Below are 17,378 nucleotides of genomic sequence, written 5' to 3' on the forward strand. Positions count from 1 at the left end.
TCGTAACTGGTCGTTATCGACCGAACGTAAGTAAGTAGGAACCTTTAAGCCCCACCCTCCCACAACTCAGCAGCGACCTGCGAGCATTGCTACGTCCAGTAATCAACCTGACGATGCCAGCCGCTCGACAGAAGGCACAATTCAATCCCGAGCAATCTTGTCATTTGCCAACGCTTAGGGCAGGGTCGATACCACTGAGATCTCTGCCAAAGGAGTCATCCCATGTCAAAGCTATATCCCAGTATCGATCCCGAGGGGCTGGTCGAGTACTCAGTGGTCTACACCGACCGCTCGCTCAACCACATGTCGCAGTCATTTCAAGGTGTGATGAAGAACATTTCCAGCACCCTGAAACAGGTCTACAACGCCCAGGCTGTTGCGGTGGTTCCGGGCAGCGGCACATTTGGCATGGAAGCCGTGGCGCGACAGTTTGCCACCGACCAGCAATGCCTGGTGATACGCAACGGCTGGTTCAGCTATCGCTGGAGCCAGATCCTTGAGATGGGCAACATCCCGGCGGCCACCACGGTGCTCAAAGCCCGACCGGTCGACACGGGTCGCCAGGCTGCCTACGCCCCACCCCCTCTGGACGAAGTGCTGGCAGCCATTGCGGCGCAGAAGCCGCAGATTGTCTTCGCCCCCCACGTTGAAACCTCATCAGGGATTATCCTGCCCGACGAGTACCTGCGGGCCGTGGGCGACGCCGTGCATGCGGTGGGTGGCCTGTTCGTGCTGGACTGCATCGCCTCAGGCACGCTTTGGGTTGATATGCAGAAATGCGCAGTCGACCTGCTGATCAGCGCACCGCAAAAAGGCTGGAGCGCCTCCCCTTGCTGCGCCCTGGTGATGCTTAGTTCTTTGGCCCTTGAGCGCATCGAACAGACACATAGCAGCAGCTTCGCCTGCGACCTGAAAAAGTGGCTTCAGATCATGCAGGCCTACGAACAAGGCGGACATGCCTACCATGCCACCATGCCCAGCGATTCCCTCGCGCGATTTAACGAAGTGATGAAAGAGACGCAAGCCTACGGTTTCGACAAGGTCCGCGACGAACAACAGGCTCTAGGCGATCGGGTGCGCGCGATGTTGACCGGCAAAGGCATCAAAAGCGTGGCCGCAGCCGGCTTTCAGGCCCCTGGCGTAGTGGTGAGCTACACCGATGATGCCGACATCAAGAGCGGTAAGAAGTTTGCCAACCACGGCCTACAGATCGCCGCCGGAGTGCCGTTGCAATGCGACGAGCCGGCCGACTTCCAGACCTTCCGCATCGGTCTGTTCGGACTTGAAAAGCTGCACAATATCGAGCGCACGGTCAGCACCCTCGAGCAGGCACTGGACGAGGTGATGGTTAACTAAGCCCTCATCTTGTCCGCAGCACATACCGAACTTGTGACTTCCAGGAAGGCATCCTGTCCTGGGCACTACCGGCCCATGGCGCTGTTCTTCGACGAATATGACGCTGGTCGCCTGGACGTCATGTTAGAACCATAAGAGAAAGCCCGGGCACGTGCCTCACTGACACGTGCACCCTTCAGCGATATAAGAAAAGGTTTCCAACGAAGTCTTTCACGGGGCGGATGATTGGCGGCTGTATGACTTGGATCGACCCAAAGCTGACGATGGGGACAGGCAGAAATCGGCCTACCCGTGTCTTATCCACTCACGTGGCCGAAACGATGTACTTCGGGAGAATGATCCATGCGTGTGTATGACTCTGCATCTTGGAGACATGATGGATTGTTCTAAAAAGGTGCTGCTGGCCCCGGCGATGCCGGAACTTCATCATCGGGGGCGCTGTGGGTGTTGGTGTGCGTGCGGGGTTCAATCCCATAATCGTCATAAGCCTTGAGCTAGGCTGGTGTGGTCATTACTGAATTTGCCAATCACCCTCAAGAAGCTCATGTATGGAAGACATTCCAAACGCCTTAGCCACTACTGCTGATTCGTCAGAGGACACCATTACTCGGGAGTCTCTCTACGAACAGGCTTGGTCTACACCCATGACCAAAATAGCTGAACGGTATGGCGTTTCCTCCAGTTACCTAGCACGCATTTTTACCAACCTTAATATACCCCGCCCTCCGGTGGGATATTGGGCCCAAGTGGCTGCGGGGAAGCGTAAAACGCTGCCGGCACTCCCTGATGCTCAACCAGGTGCGCTCGTTGCCTGGAGCAGGAATGGAGCGCCCGAGCAAATCTCCCGTTCTCTTCCAAAAGCCCCTGTAAAGAGCCGCGGTAAGCAGGCTGATCGTCTTGCACTACTTCCTCGTCGGCATCCGCTATTGATAGACATCGAGGAGCATTTTAAGAAAGCCCACGAAACAGATGAAGGCTACCTTCGTCCATCGAAACGCTCCATGGCGGACCTGATAGTAAGCCGCTCTGGAGTAAGCCATGCCGTCGACTTTGCAAATCAGCTGTACTTGGCGCTGATGAAGAAGAGTCTCGCGGTCGCGCTATCTGATCCTACGACTCACATGGGACGGGAGTCCGTGGACCATCGGGAGAAAGCATCAAATAGGTACGTCCACCCTGCCCTTTGGCAGCCACAGCGTCCAACGGTGACTTACATCGGGACGGTCGTATTTGGCCTGTCCATCTATGAGATCAGCGAATACGTTCACGTAACGCGCCCAGACAAGAAATACATCCGAATGACGTCGCTGCCGGTGAGTAAACGACGTTCCGATTTTCCAGATGGATGGATGATGAGCGCCGATATGCCAAGCGGCAGACTCTGCTTGCAGGTGTACTCCCCGTACTACGGTGTGGAGTGGGTTCAGCGGTGGATTGAAGACAAGCCTGGTCATTTGGTCAGGAAAGTCCCGAGCATCATAAAGTCGCTTATCGCCGAGGCTCCGATGCTGGCTGCCAAGGTTGAGATCCAACGAGTGCGGAACGAGCAGGAACGACAGCGGCACAAGTTAGAGATGGAAGAGTGGAGGTGTAAGGAAGAGGAAAAGCGCCGGCTCAAGGCGATCCAGGACAGCCGCGATCGACTCGAATCGGTTATTCAGGCCTGGGTAAAAGTGAACAGCATTCGGGTATTCTTCGACGACATCGCCCAAAAAGCGGAGCTTCTCGAATCAGGAGAGCGGCAAGCTGTATTAGATCGCTTAGCCCAAGCGAAGGATCTGATCGGTGATTTCGACGCTCTCAAGCATTTTGAGGATTGGGATCCACCGGAACTCTAAGTGAAAGACCTCTTCAAGCTCTCGCTCTTTCAGTCGTAACCGGATACAGGCTCGCAACTGAGCCTTGGTCATCCCTGCAAAAAAAGCTGCGCCTCGTGGCATGCTCTTGTCTCCCTACCATGATGGCCCACTGTAGCCGTCAAGCCACTTTGACGCACGTGTTGCGGCTTAGTAAAGACCGTTTCCGGTTAGCTGCTTGCGGTCTCGATATGCCGGGCGGTAGCGGAAACGCAAGTGTGTTGGCGCGGTCGAGCCAGAGCCAGTATTGTGACGCCCATCTCATTGTCATTTTTTTGGATTGCTCTCGATACCGATTTCACGGGGTTTCGAGCAGCGAGGTCCAGTGTTCGTTTTTAGGGGAATCTAATGGAAGCTCTGGGGCAGCAACTTCGGCCAGTCGCCACGCGGATCAGTCAGTATTTCCGCGACTTTTTAGACTCGGATTTCAAGCGTCAACAAGCTCCGCGCCGCCGAATCGTGCTGACCACCGACACCGGATTCAGATCGGGGATGCGTACCTCACCCTACCCCTCCTTGGATCGCGACCTATGGAATCTTTTGGGGCGTCCATCTAGCGAAGACTTGTCACTGACGATCGACCCACGGCGTTATACGCGTCCGATCAGTGATGTGCTTCGTAAAGTGATCCACGAGCAAGTAAACGCCATCCCCGCTTCATCCCTACAAACTGTACATACTTCGGTGGAGGAACTAGCCGCAGAGTCCTACGCAAAAGCGATAGAAGACCCTGAGTTATGGGTGGAGTCAGTCCAAAACCACTTGGGCAGCAAAGTCGCTGAACACATCATCAAGCCCCTGATTGCACACCTGGATGGTCCACTGGGCAATCAGGCGTACTGGGTAATGGACTCATTATTCGCCGCGGAGAAGGACCTCGTTGATCGTGTCTGCGGTGACCTATCCCGAGTCCTCCCAGAGCTGCTGGCCAAGCTGCTCGCCACCCAGGACTCAGCCCCGCTCAAGGAGGCGATCCCACAGTTCCTGACTCTTGAAGGAACTCGCCAGGCACTGATGGCGTTCTTTGAAGGGTTTGTGGCGGCTGACGCCTACCACGAATTCCGCGATCTTGAGACCTATGTTGCCACCAGCGACGGGATGCAGCTTTACCTATACATCGGTGCAGTGAAGTACGGTGGAAACCAATACCCACTCTTCTTTCTCCCCATTGAGGTACAGAGGGAGGAAAAAGGGGCCGGCTATAAGTTAAAGCTGCTTAACCAGCTTTATACCAACCGCAAGGCTATAGACTTCGTTCTGCAGGAGCTGGCTGCTGGGCTCGAGCGCGCGTGGGTTTCTCCGATCCCCGAACGAATCCATTACATCAAACCCGAGCAGTCCATATACGAAGAGGCACGCGTCCTGTTCCAGCGCGTAGCCAATGCTATGGACCTCGGTGGCAAGATCAGCCTCTCTTCCACTGATACCGATGCCTCGACAATAGCGGTCGGACTGTCCAGCTCACTGTCCCTGGCTGCGTATGAACGTTCGGACGAGGCATTACTCAACGACTACGAAGAGATCCTCGAAGCACTGAAACATGGCGGATCGGCCGTGGTTGAACTGTTCGAGGGCATCGTTGGTGGTGTATTGCGCGAGAACCCAAAGTCCATCGCTGCGGCCGTGGAGACCACCTGGGATGCGCTTCCGATGGTGGACCGAATGGTCTTCGACTCACCGATCCCGCTGAATGAAGAGCAACGCAAAGTATTGATTGCCGTGCGACAGCCAGAAGGCAAGATCGTTGTAGTCTCCGGCCCTCCAGGTACCGGCAAGAGCCATACGATCACAGCAATCGCCGCCGACTGCGCCTTTAACCAACGATCCTGCCTGGTGTTGTCGGATAAGACCGAGGCGCTGGATGTGGTCTACGACAAACTGTCGGAAGCCATGTCACGCGTACGCCACGATCGCGATTTCCCGAATCCGATACTGCGTCTCGGCCAGCAAGCCCATAACTTCCGCAAACTGACCTCGAATCAGGCAGTGACCCAGATCGGAGCCTACGCCAAGGCAATGAAGGCGAATCAGCCCCGGCTCGAAGAGGAGCGAAAAAGTCGGTCGGAGAACCTGAAGGAACAGATCAAGCTGACTGTGGCGACATTAGGCGCCATCGAAATGACCAGCGTACAAGCAATGCTCAAAGACGAAACCGAGCTCGCTGAGCTTGCCCCGTCAGTACTGGAAGTATTGAAACGCGCAAGTGGAGCCAATCTGATTTCAGAGCTCGAGGGCATCACCGAGCACCTTACGGGGGTGGAACAGTATCTTCTTGAGGTCTTTTCTGAGGGAGACTTTAACCCACAAAGCCTTTGGAACAGAACGCGCAGGGATGCATTACTGGTAGCCTTCACTCAGGAACATTCTGACACCCCATGGGATCTGTTCGAGTCGATGTCGCCCTCCCAACTGCGCGCGCTTGGCGGACTTCTAGTCAGCTATGGTCAACTGAAGATGCCTCTGTTCGGTTACCTGTTCCGTGGCGCACAGGTGCGCGAAGTTGAACGTCAGCTTAATGCCCTACCCGTCAGCAGCCCCTTGCAGCTCAAGCAACGGCAAGCAATGTTGTCCAACCTCGTTGAGGCGGCAAATAAGCTGCGACTGAAGCTGCAGAGCGAAGATCTAGAAGACGAATTCGAGGGCTGCTATCGGCTGCTTGCCCGAGGAAAAACGCCAAAACTCAACGCAGGCAATGCGGCAAAAGCCATGGCCATTCTGCGTCGTGTCGATAGCAAAATAGTGGATGTGCTGCTTGAACAACCAAAGGATGATGCCCGTCTCTGGCCCCTGTCCGTTCGGTTCCTGCACGGCTGGCTGCGCACTCGGGAGGCCTTCGCATCGGCGCCCCAGTATGATTATGCCGGCACCAAGACCCAGCTCGAGCGCCTCAACACCTCGGTCATGAACGCACACGTAGACACGCGCCTACTGAGTTTCATGGAGAATTACCGCTCAGACGCACGGGCGCTAGCTGGTGTAATCGCTAACCGACAAAAATTTCCAGAAGACAAGTTCACGCACGTACGCGAGAGCTTCCCGGTCATCATCGCCAGTATTCGCGAGTTTGGTGAATACATGCCATTGGCCCCGGACATGTTCGATGTGGTCGTCATCGACGAGGCCTCGCAGGTCTCGGTCGCCCAAGCATTACCGGCTTTGTTGCGCGCGAAGAAGGTCGTTGTGCTGGGTGATGACAAACAATTTTCAAACGTGAAATCGGCGAACGCCAGCATTGAACAGAATGACAAGTATCGCAATGAGCTGAAAAACTATTTCACCTCCCACGTCAGCGGCGCAGCCGATGCCCTGCAGCGGCTGTCCATGTTCGACGTTAAGCGTTCCATTCTGGAATTCTGCAATCACGCGGCCTCTTACTCAGTCATGCTGCGCAAGCACTTTCGCTCTTACCAGGAGCTAATCGGATACTCCTCGGGCACGTTTTATGGGCACCAATTGCAGGCCATCAAAATCCGCGGCATCCCGGTCGACGAAGTCATCCGATTCGACATAGTCGATACGACAGACAAGAGAGTGACCCGGGGTACCAATGAAGCGGAGGCGGAGTTCATTCTTGACCGTCTTCTTGAGTTGATCGAGGAGGAATCGCCACCGACCGTAGGCATTATCTCGCCCTTTCGTGAACAGCAGACCCTACTGTCCAAGAAGCTGTTCAATCACCCCCGCGGAGCAGACTTCGAACGTCTGTTGCGGTTGAAGGTTATGACCTTCGACAGCTGCCAAGGAGAGGAGCGGCACATCATTTTCTACTCGATGGTAGCAACCGCTGATGAGGACGCGCTCAACTATATCTTCCCGGTTGAGCTGAGTGACGCAGAACAGGCAGTGGAGCAAAAACTGAAGGTACAGCGTCTCAACGTCGGCTTTAGCCGCGCTCAGGAAATGATTTGGTTTGTTCACTCCAAGCCACTCAATGAGTTTCGCGGCGCCATCGGACAAGCGCTTAACCACTATGCGAACATTCTTGAGAACGCCAATAGAATACCTTCTGCCGAAGACACCGATCAGTCCAGCCCTATGGAAGCAAAGGTTCTGGAGTGGTTTCGCCAGACCAAGTTCTATCAGTCCAATATCGACGCCATCGATGTCTTTGCTCAGTTCGAGATCGGAACTTATCTCAAGCAACTTGACCCGACCTACGAGCATCCCAAATGGCGCGTTGACTTTCTGGTGACGTACCAGTCGAGCAAGGGCCCCATCCAGATCGTGATCGAGTACGACGGCTTCGATTATCACTTTGCCAAGGGCAAACACGTTCACGTGGGCAATCACGAACGCTACCTGAATGAGGCCGACGTGGAACGCCAGCTAACGCTGGAGAGCTACGGCTATCGGTTCCTACGCATCAATCGCTTCAACTTGGGTGACGACCCTGTCGCAACTATTTCAGATCGCCTTTACCAGTTAGTGGAAATTGCCGTGGGTGAGCAGATTTCAGAAGCGGTCAACCATATTCAGTCTCAGGCTCAAGGCCTGGCAAACAAAGAGCTCAAACCGTGCTCGAAATGCGGCCAAATTAGGGAAAAGACGGATTATTACGATCCGGCACTAGGCGGTGGTGCTGGCGGTTTCGGCCGCGTGTGCATGATCTGTAAGGGCAGCAAGGCCAGTTCCCAGACCGGGAAAACAACACAACGCCGTTTTCGCAAAAGCCGTCGCTGGGGATAATGTCTGCAGGGCGGCCACAAACGGCTGCCCTGCATTTACGTTGATCGTTGGATGTCCCTTCTGATCGATAGAAATCGCTCGATTGCCCCTCCCTTTTGGACAGGCAGTAATCGGCCAAATACGGTCATCCTATTCGTTATGCCTGCGGCTCATTTGTGCTTACTGCAACCCAATCGGCTTCCAATCCGGTATGGAGTTTGGCCTCGTTAGCCTAGAAAATCGTATCCGTCCGGCCAAGTCATCTACCCAGCCCTGCAAAGCCAAGACATGGTGTGCACTTAAATTTAAGTGGACACCATTTCTAGCCTTTTAAGCGGGTTTTCCATGCAGCCACAACGCCGTTCTTACTCCAAATCCTTCAAAGTCCAAGTCATTCAAGAGTGCGCCCAGCCCGGTGCCTCGATTGCCAGCGTCGCGCTGTGCCATAGCTTGAACGCGAACCTCGTCCACAAATGGATTCGAATCCAAACGCAGAAAAACACTGAGCTGCAACCTACGTTTGTTCCGTTACCCATGCCACTCGCCGGAGCAAATTCGCAGGCTGCATCCTCGAATATTTGCGTTGAAATCCAGCACCCGCGTGGCACTGTCAAAGTGAACTGGCCGACCGAAAGTGCGGCTGACTGCGCGATTTTTCTGCGAGACCTGTTGCGATGATCCGCATCGACTCCATCTGGCTCGCCACTGAGCCCATGGACATGCGCGCCGGCACCGAAACCGCTCTGGCGCGTGTGGTCGCCGTGTTCGGTGCGGCGCAGCCGCACTGTGCTTATCTGTTCGCCAACCGTCGGGCCAATCGCATGAAAGTGCTGGTGCACGACGGAATGGGTATCTGGCTGGCAGCGCGCCGCCTGCATCAAGGCAAGTTCTTCTGGCCGGGTTCTCGGCACGGCTCACAAATGGAGTTGGGTGCCGAACAACTACATGCCCTGGTGCTGGGTTTGCCTTGGCAAAGAGTCGGCCCAGGCGGCGCGATTTCCATCATATAACGCCCGCCACGACCAGCTAGGCCGTGCAATTGTCCGATGGGCCTATCGTTGCGTTCGGACTGTTCTGGCAAAATCGGTGGCATGACTTCGCTTCCTAATCTCGACCACTTTAGCCCTGAACAACTGCGCGCTCTGGCGGCGCAGTTGATGCAGCGTGTCGAGAGTCTCGATCAAAGAGTCGAGATGATGGGTAAGCAAATCCATCTTCACAAAACGGTCAACGAGAAACTGGCCCACGAGATCGCGCAGCTCAAGCGCTTCAAATTTGCCAAGCGCAGCGAGCAACTGAGCCCGGATCAGACCAGCCTGCTTGATGACCTGATCGACACCGACATCGCAGTCATCGAAGCCGAACTTGAAGCGCTACAGCCCGCTCCTGTTTCGACCGAGACTCTGCAAAAACCCAAGCGTACTGCCTTGCCGTCGCAGTTTCCGCGCACCCTGATCCACCACGAACCGGACAACAGTCACTGCCAGTGCGGCTGCGCCCTCAAGCGCATTGGCGAGGATGTCAGCGAGAAACTCGACTACACGCCGGGCGTGTTCACCGTCGAGCGCCACATCCGTGGCAAGTGGGTCTGCGATGACTGCGAAACCCTGATCCAGGCACCGGTTCCGGCGCAGGTCATCGACAAGGGCATCCCGACCGCAGGGCTGCTGGCCCACGTCATGATCGCGAAGTTCGCTGACCATTTACCGCTCTATCGCCAAGAGTCGATTTTTGGTCGAGCCGGTTTCGCCATCGCCCGTTCGACCCTGGCGCAATGGGTCGGCAATTGTGGTTTGGAGTTGCAGCCGCTGGTCGATGCCCTGCGCGATGCTGTGCTCGAACATGAAGTAATCCATGCCGATGAAACGCCGGTACAAATGCTCACGCCGGGCGCAAAGAAAACTCATCGAGCGTATGTCTGGGCCTACGCCACAAGCCAGTTCTCGAACTTGGCGGCGGTCGTTTACGACTTCAGCCCCAGCCGCGCCGGAGAGCACGCACGTAACTTCCTGCAAGGCTGGAAGGGCAAGTTGGTCTGCGATGATTTTGGCGGGTACAAGGCCAGCTTTGAACTCGGCGTTACCGAAATCGGCTGCATGGCTCATGCGCGGCGTAAGTTCTTCGAACTGCACGCCACCAACAAGAGCCATCTTGCCGAGCAAGCCTTGAGATACATCCAGTTGCTGTACGAAATAGAGCGTGAAGTCCGCGACCTAGAGCCGGATGTACGACGCCGAATACGGCAAGAAAAAGCGGTGCCAGTGATGGACGCCATGCATGTCTGGATGATCGCCCAGCGCCATCTTGTGCATGATGGCTCGGCTATCAGTAAAGCTCTGGATTACAGTTTGAAACGCCGGACAGCGCTGTCGCGCTACCTTGATGACGGGGCCGTACCCATTGACAATAATTGGGCAGAGAACCTGATCCGGCCGTGGGCGTTAGGTCGCAAGAATTGGCTCTTTGCAGGATCGCTGCGAAGCGGCAAACGGGCGGCGGCGATCATGAATTTGATCCAGTCGGCGCGGCTCAACGGCCATGATCCGTATGCTTATTTGAAGGACGTCCTCACACGCCTGCCGACGCAGCGGGCGTGTGAAATTTCCGAGTTGCTGCCGCATAGGTGGCAGCCGGTCTAATCACGCAAAGCTTGATGCCCGGACGTATGACTTCAGGTCGTACTGTTCCATTGCTCACCGATTAAGCACCAGTGTCGCGTCGCGGTAATTCGCCAAGGGCTTCTCTGGCCACGAATATCTCCTTACCGGTGACAAAGACTCGGTACCGAGGATCGTGTTTACCACCGTAGGGGATTTGATCAGACCAACTAATTACCCCTAGCTCTCTGAGCTCGTGCTCTAGGGCCACGGCGTTGTCTTGGGACTTAAAGAAGCCAACACAGTGGTCATGACGCATAGCCATGATGTACTTAAAGAAGAACTCGCATGCTTGGGACTCACTGCCTGAGGCATAGATTGGCGGTGAATCTAGACCCCTCTCCGTATAACAGACCTGCCACTGCGCGTCCCTGTGGCTTAGGCAAAAGGCGTCTGACGCCCCGCCACGGGAGCCGATGGCATACATGGACGGGTTGCATCCTTCTTCTAACAGGCGCTCTGCGAGCTCGCGTGTATTCATTGCATCCAAGAGATCGTCCTCGGTGCCGGTCAATGGGGGCAAAAAGGTGCAGGGCTTAATTGCACCTTCGTCGGGTAACCGCAGCGCATCACTGCGCCGCAGTCCCCTAAGTGTAAGGACGTGCAATCGAAAAGTATCCGGCCAACAAAGTCACCTACCCGACTACAGCTATAAGGGCGAGATTCTGAAGGTGTGTTCGCTAGACGCTTACCGATCAAGTGCTAGCGTTCCACGACTGGATTACGTCTCGGTGGCAGGGATCTCGGGCAATGGCTGAATATCCCGTACAACAAGTGCTAGAGACCGGTCAGGTCCTGAACGGGCGTATTGATCTGCTGCTCGATACCCATGAAGGCTGGGTGCTGATCGATCATAAATCGAACCCATCACCGAAGGCGCGCTGGGATGAATTAGCCGACGACCACGTCGGCCAACTCGAAGCCTATGCCAAGGCAATCCATTTGGCGTCGGGCAAACCGGTAGCACAAGGATGGACTTTCCTGCCGACGGCCGCCGGCGCGGTGCGGGTGTTTTGAGTGTTCAACATCCTTGAGCGTGTGACACCCTAAATGGCGGCCCAGTCCGGGCCGCACATTTTCACTCAGCGGCAGCCATCTGGCTCTCTGCGTCAGGTACCGTGCTCGTACGGTCGGCCCAAGCAAACAACGCCATCTCTACGTCTGCCACTCGCCAGCCTGTCTGGGTTGTTGCCGCCGGAAGGTTGCATTCCGGCCGGGCAATCTTTGCCGCCTCCAGTTGCGCCACCAACTCAACGCAAAAAGCCTGGAACGCGACATAGCCTCGGACCATCGAGTTTTCATTACTGTCGTAGATCCTGTCCAACAACCGGGTTTTAAGCATTGCTTCGCGTATACGCCCATCAAGGCTGGCGTGCATGTCCGGTCGCAGAAAACGCAACAGTTTCGATGCGTAGGTTAGTCCGCAACCTGGGATTTGCAGCGCCGCAGTGATCGCTGTTTTTGGATCATCGATGTTGGCCAACACTGGCGCGAAGATGCCCAGTAGCGACACGTTGCCCAAGCCCACCTCAAATCTCATCCGCGGATCATTTTTTCCGGCGCCCCATGCGAGAAGCTCACGGACATAATCCGTCGGTGCACTGGTCAGTGATGTCTGTTCAACCAGCCAACGCCCCCGTTCTTCTAAGGATTTAATCCACGGGAAGGTGGGATATTGGTCACCCGGATACCCTCTGGCCTTATGGTTTGCGTTCGACCAGTTGTAGGCACGAAAGAAGGCAGGAAACTCATTGATATTGATGACAGACAAGATGCTTCCTTAGCGCATTTCAGCGGTAGTTAATTTTAGCGTTCATGGAGCGACGGTATGTAGGGTAATAGAGATCTCTCTCTTGCGAGTGTCGCTTAAACAGGTGCCCGTTCTCATCACTTTCACTGCACCAATATTGTTGAGTGATCCTTGCGCCGAGCTTAGAACTTTCTCTTTCCTCATTTGCAAAGCGGGGTTAACCAAGGACGAACGCCCCTTTCAAAAAAAGCCAGTATACTCGTACGCGTTTTTTGCCCGAGACAGCGCATGAATATCACCGACGCCACACTCATACTACTACTTGCAGAACGTATACACGGCACTGACGAGGGCGTGCGGGAGGCGGCCAAGAGCGTCGTCAAGAAACTTCCTCGAGGCAAGCGCGACCTCATTTACAACGTAATTAATAGCCCGACTCCGCTTGAGCTCGTGAGGCATGTCGCGCAAAACCTCGACACCTGATCAACCTTTGCCCTGTGGCCTCTCAAGACAAGCACGTGTTGGCCGGCACTCAGTGCCATCAAGGCGACCAGTTTAATGAGCAATCGTTGATCAGCGTTTGACTCGGATAATTGTGATATTGCACGGGGCCTGCTTTGGTGTAGAGATCGACTCCAGTGCTTGGTGGCGATCGGTGCCCGTTGATCAGCAACTGCCATTGCCCTGGATTGCAACCTCAAACGCTGGGTGGCGCTGACGCGGTACTTAGGCGACGCAGCTGTGGCCATCGACAACCTTCAGGTCGAGAATCCGATCGACCTTGCGGGAATTGGGCGCTCGGACTGATTGGCTACCGGATCACCACACAGCGGAAACTGGGCGACAGCGATGATGAACTTGCTCCAGTCCGCACGTCTAAAGGTGCAGGATCCATATACTTATCTGATGGTCGTGCTCACTCGTTTGCCGACGTAGCGGACAAGCGAGATTGATCAACTACTGCCGCATCAGTGGATACCGGTCCGCGTCACGCATGGTTACTTCAGCGGGCGCTTACGAACAGATCGCGCCCCTGTCGATCTAGCGAGCATCACTTAGCAATCACGCTTTCAATCTGTTGATGCCAATCACCGGTTAGGCGTTGAGAGGTTTATGATTTGTTTCGCAACCCAAGCAGCAGGTTGAACCACAAACGCATAACAAAGCACCCTGAGTAGAGGCTTATCCCGTATGATGTTTGCAGCAATAGGCCCATACACGTAATACCAGGATATGAACGCCTTGCCGCCAGGCCTTTCCACCAGCCACGTATCACGAAATTGCCGCATGAACACAACCGTCGGGTGATCTTCATCTCCCAAGGTCGCCGTCACGACAAAGCATGCATCAGCTTTTTTGGCTTGAGCCACTGGCGGCACATAGTCAGGATCCAGCGCTTTCAAAGCAGTGGCGGCAGCATCGAGCTTCTGTCGGATAAGGATCTCGTACTCCGGCGTCAGGTACCAAACCTTGGCAAGGTTATTATCGTATTGATCACGATAATTTATCCCTTCGATATTGTCCTTGCAGAGGTGAACAATATTCTCCAGCGTGATCTTATCCGTCGGAGCCCAAGCCAAACCCTGCTCCAACGTCGCCAGCATTTCGGCTACCTGTACGAGGTAATCCGCCCAGATGTTAGGCAACGCCACGAATTCAATCAGATGCTTGCGAGCCATTCCATACAGTGCCACCACGAGCAGGTTGACTTCGTGCAAACACTCTTTCGATTGATCTTCTTTCTGAGCGGTTGGCGCTGTCGCAATCGCGTGGCCAAACGCGACAAGCATCTCGCTGAAACGCATATGGACAATAGTGGACAGCCAGCCCGCAGCCTTTCCTTTGCCTACCCACGCCTCGGAAATTGTCGGATCAATTTCCAGGACACGATTGAAGTAGATTTCTGCCTCTGCTTGGTTACCAGCGGAAGATGCCGTCCGTGCCATGCCTAGCAGGTTGACGACGCTTGGCGCTGTGCTGGATGGAGACACCTGCGCGATGGAAATTTTTTCGCCGCAGTACATGCAAAGTGAAATCTTTGCGTCGTCAGGCACCTGGATGTCTTTCAGGCACGAAGGGCATTGCGCTGGATGGAAACCCATTTACTTCAACCTTCTCTAATGGACGAGTATTTGGTCTAGGTACCCAGTAGACGTTTTAGGAAGGTATTTTAGGGATGCTATCCGGACTGCCATTCCAATCCTAAACATCGCTTCCTGCGCCAACCTGGCAATCCCTTGAAATGTTTCTATAGCATGGTGACTTTCTGCCAGCGTGCACCGCTTCGGGCCGCTCGATTGTCGCAACAAAGAGTATCTGTGACAGGTGAGAAAATAACAATCGGCACCAATTCGTTAAGGCTGATTAAGCCACCGCTCCAGTTCAAGACCTCTTATCACAGCCCCTGTGGTCGTTTCCAAACCAAACTGTACCTATCATTGATTTCCCCAAAGACGCTTACGATTCAGCGCCAATTCAGGCCGTCGTGAAGGATCCCAATCCTTCATCGCATGCAAATAACCCTAGTGCCTTGAGGTGTGTGCGGACTCTTTCCCGCTAAAAAAAACAAGCCGATGTAAGCGGGGTACTTATGACACACCTAGAGCTCCATGGTCAGCGCAGCCCGAACCCCATCCGAGTCAGTTCACCAAGAAGTTCTTCTCGCCCATGCAGGTTCGCAGCGCTCCGCAGCCTGTTGACTACCTGCTCTGACCACCCTGAAGACTTGAGTCCCTCGCGCTCGTAAAACGCACCCAGGCGCTCATCATATTCAGCAATCACCTCCTGCTCACGGGCAGCCGAGTATCCTTCGTAGTGGAGGACTGCACGCTGGGACAGTCGTGGTTTTACCTTGGCTGGCTGATCAGTTGACGGGTACCCAACGCAGAGACCGAAGACTGGATAAACCTGCGGAGGTAGTCCGAGTTCTTTGGCGACCCCCTCAATGTCGTTACGGATGCCGCCGATGTACACGCTCCCAAGTCCCAGCGACTCCAGAGCAACAACAGCGTTTTGCGCCGCCAGCGCCGCGTCGATTGTCCCAAGGAGCAAGCTTTCCAAGTAAGGCAGTGCCTCCAGCTCTACTGCTTGCTGCTCCGCAACCCGCGATACCCTGGACATGTCGGCAAGCCAGACAAAAAACAGTGGCGCCTGGCGGATGTAGGGCTGGTTGCCAGCCAACGCCGACAAGCGACTCTTTCGACCAGCATCTTGAACGGCGACGACACTCCAGACCTGGAGGTTCGAGGACGTGGAAGCGGACTGTGCGGCAGCGATCAAGGTCTCGATCGTGCCCTCGGGCAGAGGCTGACCAGTGAAGGCGCGAACACTGCGGTGGTCGAGCAACTGGTCGATTGTGTCGTTCCAAGGTTTGGGCGGCGAAACGTCTGGTGCGCCGTAGCGGGCGGCTAGTTTCAAGTGAGCATTGGCTGTCATGTGAGGCCTCCAAAGGGGGCTGTGGTTATCAAATAAGGGGATTCCTTGCGTCGAGGGTCATCGATAAAAGCCCATGTACTGGTGAAGGAATGCTGAAAGCGAACTGATACCGAGGGAAAGGCAGCTCAGAACTCGGAGACTTGCGTCGTCCCTGGTGCTCCTTAGTGGGCTTAACCCCTCAACATTCAACTCCGTAACGCTCTTAGTAAGCCTTTACGACAACTGCCACTAGACTCTTGATCGCTGGCTTCACGAGCGGGCACATCCATTCTGCGCCTAGCACCAATATTGATAAACGCTCCAATCTGTATAGAGTTCATTCCTCATGTGAATATCTCTAGGGAGCACGTTGTCCGTGGCTCCAACTTCAGGCGGTGGATAGTGGACCTGCAGGATCTGGATCTGAACTTACTCGTGGTCTTCAATCAGCTGCTGCTGGATCGACGGGTATCAATCGCTGCGCAGAACCTGGGTCTCACCCAGCCCGCGGTCAGCAACGCGCTCAAGCGCCTGCGAGCCACGCTTCAGGACGATCTTTTCGTCCGCACCTATCAGGGTATGGTCCCGACGCCTTTCGCCGAGCTACTAGCTGAGCCGGTGGCGCAATCCATGCTTACCCTGCGGGATGCTCTGAGCCAGCAGAATGTATTCGACCCGGCAAGCACCGTAAGGACTTTCACGGTGGCGATGACGGACATCGGTGAGATCTATGTCATGCCCAGATTGATGGATGCTTTGGCACGTCTCGCGCCGGGGTGTGTGATCAGCACCGTTCGCGACAATGCGATGAGCCTCAACGAGGATCTACAGAATGGCAAAGTGGATTTGGCCATCGGATTAATACCGCATCTGCAAACTGGTTTTTACCAACGTCGATTACTCCAGCAGCGCTATGTCTGCATGTGCCGCAAGGATCATCCGGCCACACGAGAACCGCTCACCTTAGAACGCTTTTGTTCCTACGGACATGTACGGGTGATCGCAGCGAATACTGGACATGGCGAAGCGGATGCCTTGATGACACGACAAGGCATCCAGCGCTCAATTCGCCTAGAGGTTCCTCACTTTGCGGCGATCGGTCACATCCTCCAAAACACCGACTTGCTGGCCACGGTGCCCGAGCATTTCGCTTTTTTTTGCAAGGAGCCCTTCGGCTTGACTGCCCTACCCCATCCGGTTGCGCTGCCCGAGTTCACTGTCAATGTGCTATGGCATGGGAGATATCATAGAGATCCAGCCAACAGTTGGTTGCGTAAGCTGATTTTCAGCGTGTTGTCAGAGGTTTGACAGACCGGATCCCGACAGTAGTTCGCAGTCAACCACACGCATCGCCCTAGACCGGTGTCACTGTCGGTCAACGCTCTCCTCAAGAAGAGATCAATCTTGAGAATGCCGTCGACCCATGATCGATTGATCATCGCAATAACTTTGCCACCCTACGGCTGACACCACGCATAACCACGTATTAATTCTGCCGGAGTTTGGCGCCCTGCTTTCAAATAAGGTCTTGACTCCGAGCAGACCATTTCTGCGCCCGCCATAAGATTTAGATGAGGCTAGGTGCTAATCGCGATGCACCTATTACCACCATTTCTACCTATGAATAATCCGGGTGATTTGTTCTCGGATTCTTCTGCGCCTAGGTTAGCGGCCAAGCAC

At 54.9% G+C, this 17,378-nt stretch carries 12 protein-coding genes and 1 pseudogene; 10 read left to right on the forward strand and 3 right to left on the reverse strand.

Annotated features, from left to right (window positions below; translation table 11 throughout):
- The first annotated feature begins 222 nt into the window (after nucleotides 1-222).
- The 7 genes from JUI81_RS00900 to JUI81_RS00930 all read left to right on the forward strand — a co-directional run bounded on the left by JUI81_RS00900 (nucleotide 223) and on the right by JUI81_RS00930 (nucleotide 11,551).
- Nucleotides 223-1,356, forward strand: coding sequence for an aminotransferase class V-fold PLP-dependent enzyme (locus tag JUI81_RS00900; RefSeq protein ID WP_204123409.1), 1,134 nt, complete (start codon nucleotides 223-225; stop codon nucleotides 1,354-1,356).
- Between the two features lie 548 nt (nucleotides 1,357-1,904).
- Nucleotides 1,905-3,194 (forward strand): hypothetical protein, encoded by a 1,290-nt coding sequence (locus JUI81_RS00905; protein ID WP_204123410.1) that lies wholly within the window; start codon nucleotides 1,905-1,907, stop codon nucleotides 3,192-3,194.
- Between the two features lie 366 nt (nucleotides 3,195-3,560).
- On the forward strand, nucleotides 3,561-7,898 hold the full coding sequence (locus tag JUI81_RS00910; protein WP_204123411.1) for an AAA domain-containing protein: 4,338 nt from the start codon (nucleotides 3,561-3,563) through the stop codon (nucleotides 7,896-7,898).
- Nucleotides 7,899-8,222: 324 nt separating this feature from the next.
- Complete coding sequence (locus JUI81_RS00915; protein ID WP_239077632.1) at nucleotides 8,223-8,555, forward strand: transposase; 333 nt, start codon at nucleotides 8,223-8,225, stop codon at nucleotides 8,553-8,555.
- On the forward strand, nucleotides 8,552-8,887 hold the full coding sequence (gene tnpB / locus JUI81_RS31695; RefSeq protein ID WP_046481531.1) for an IS66 family insertion sequence element accessory protein TnpB: 336 nt from the start codon (nucleotides 8,552-8,554) through the stop codon (nucleotides 8,885-8,887). Before JUI81_RS00915 ends, tnpB begins: the two co-directional genes overlap by 4 nt.
- An 81-nt stretch (nucleotides 8,888-8,968) precedes the next feature.
- Nucleotides 8,969-10,516 (forward strand): IS66 family transposase, encoded by a 1,548-nt coding sequence (locus JUI81_RS00925; RefSeq protein WP_204123413.1) that lies wholly within the window; start codon nucleotides 8,969-8,971, stop codon nucleotides 10,514-10,516.
- Between the two features lie 768 nt (nucleotides 10,517-11,284).
- Entirely contained in the window at nucleotides 11,285-11,551 is a 267-nt protein-coding gene (locus tag JUI81_RS00930; protein ID WP_204123414.1) for a PD-(D/E)XK nuclease family protein, read from the forward strand.
- Nucleotides 11,552-11,612: 61 nt separating this feature from the next.
- Here JUI81_RS00930 and JUI81_RS00935 read toward each other — a convergent pair whose 3' ends face one another.
- Nucleotides 11,613-12,305, reverse strand: a complete 693-nt coding sequence (locus tag JUI81_RS00935; RefSeq protein WP_204123415.1) for a hypothetical protein — start codon at nucleotides 12,303-12,305, stop codon at nucleotides 11,613-11,615.
- A gap of 267 nt (nucleotides 12,306-12,572) precedes the next feature.
- Here JUI81_RS00935 and JUI81_RS00940 point away from each other — a divergent pair, with 267 nt between their 5' ends.
- Both JUI81_RS00940 and JUI81_RS31700 read left to right on the forward strand, forming a co-directional pair.
- The gene (locus JUI81_RS00940) at nucleotides 12,573-12,767 is read left to right on the forward strand and encodes a hypothetical protein (RefSeq protein ID WP_204123416.1); all 195 of its coding nucleotides are present in this window, start codon (nucleotides 12,573-12,575) and stop codon (nucleotides 12,765-12,767) included.
- A 183-nt stretch (nucleotides 12,768-12,950) separates the two neighbouring features.
- Nucleotides 12,951-13,220, forward strand: a pseudogene (locus tag JUI81_RS31700) (transposase); the annotation flags it as partial.
- A gap of 152 nt (nucleotides 13,221-13,372) precedes the next feature.
- Here the strand turns inward: JUI81_RS31700 and JUI81_RS00945 are convergent.
- Both JUI81_RS00945 and JUI81_RS00950 read right to left on the reverse strand, forming a co-directional pair.
- Nucleotides 13,373-14,386: a CFI-box-CTERM domain-containing protein gene (locus JUI81_RS00945; RefSeq protein WP_204123417.1), complete on the reverse strand. Its 1,014-nt coding sequence runs from the start codon at nucleotides 14,384-14,386 to the stop codon at nucleotides 13,373-13,375.
- Nucleotides 14,387-14,897: 511 nt separating this feature from the next.
- On the reverse strand, nucleotides 14,898-15,719 hold the full coding sequence (locus tag JUI81_RS00950; RefSeq protein ID WP_204123418.1) for an NADPH-dependent oxidoreductase: 822 nt from the start codon (nucleotides 15,717-15,719) through the stop codon (nucleotides 14,898-14,900).
- A gap of 381 nt (nucleotides 15,720-16,100) precedes the next feature.
- On the opposite strand from JUI81_RS00950, the gene JUI81_RS00955 reads away from it, so the two are divergent.
- Nucleotides 16,101-17,006 (forward strand): LysR family transcriptional regulator, encoded by a 906-nt coding sequence (locus tag JUI81_RS00955; protein ID WP_204123419.1) that lies wholly within the window; start codon nucleotides 16,101-16,103, stop codon nucleotides 17,004-17,006.
- The last annotated feature ends 372 nt before the right edge of the window (nucleotides 17,007-17,378 follow it).

The sequence above is a fragment of the Pseudomonas sp. 008 genome, assembly GCF_016861935.1.
In the GTDB taxonomy this organism is placed as follows: domain Bacteria; phylum Pseudomonadota; class Gammaproteobacteria; order Pseudomonadales; family Pseudomonadaceae; genus Aquipseudomonas.